Origin of the sequence: uncultured Maribacter sp., from assembly GCF_947500985.1 — a bacterium.
GTDB lineage: Bacteria > Bacteroidota > Bacteroidia > Flavobacteriales > Flavobacteriaceae > Maribacter.
On the sequence record NZ_CANMTX010000027.1, the window covers coordinates 1 to 966 of the forward strand.

Genomic DNA, 966 nt, shown 5'->3' on the forward strand with positions numbered 1-966 from the left:
CTCCTATGAAAAGCCTTAGTCCAGTTTCTTAAAGTTAATTAATATTTTCTTTTTTGCCTTAAACCACCTTTTTTTCTTTTAATATAACTTGCTCGCACTCCTATGTGTGATCGGTTCGAAACTTGAAACGTCACCGGCATCTGTATGATTATAAATTATAATAAAACCGTTCACTTGCTAAATATGTGATCCTGAACGAAACAGGTCACGGGTTTTGTTTTGTGATACGGTTCTCACTACTATTTTAGAGCTTTGTTATGATTTTTATTTTATTAGTTTTTCTACTTATTATTCAATAACCCCAATGGTATATGGAACTTCTGTTTTAATTACCGCCAAGGTTCTACTTAGTAGCTTTCTAGCTACTTTGACAATGATACTTTTTACGTTCTTGCCTTGATGTTTACGATAGTAGGCCTGCATTACGGGGTCTGCACGTATCGCTTGCCAAGATGCCTCTACAAAATAACTTCTCAATAAGCGGTTTGCACGTGGGGTCATTCCCATTGTCCTTTGACTGTTTCCGCTTTGATACATACTTGGTGCCAGACCTACGTAACCTGCCAAATGTTTAATGTTGTTGAAACGTCTTAAATCCTCTAGTTCACATAATATGCCACAGGCCACGATACCTCCGATACCAGGTATACTTCTCAGTAATAGATAATCCTTCTTATAATTCACTTTACAGTACCTTCTTAGCTGTGTGGACACATCGCGAAGCTCTTGGTCCACAAAACGGAAGAAACGCATTCTACTCTCTAATGTGGCCTTCGCCGTTGGGTATTCGAACATTATATTATCCAACCAATTTCTGTACTTATGGCTCCAATGGTCATTGTCGAACTCTTCAGGTTCCCTGATTCCGAAATACAACAATTGCATCTTTATATAGCTCTTGACCCTTCTGAAATCCTTTACAAGGTCATTTCTGCGTCTGAACAGACTACGAAGTTCTTCACGTTT

1 protein-coding gene is annotated in these 966 nt (G+C 38.3%); it reads right to left on the reverse strand.

Translation table 11 applies throughout. The features are described from left to right. Positions 1-288 precede the first annotated feature (288 nt). Positions 289-966 (reverse strand): transposase (locus Q0871_RS18615; protein WP_299326608.1); only part of this gene is annotated, 678 nt, incomplete at its 5' end.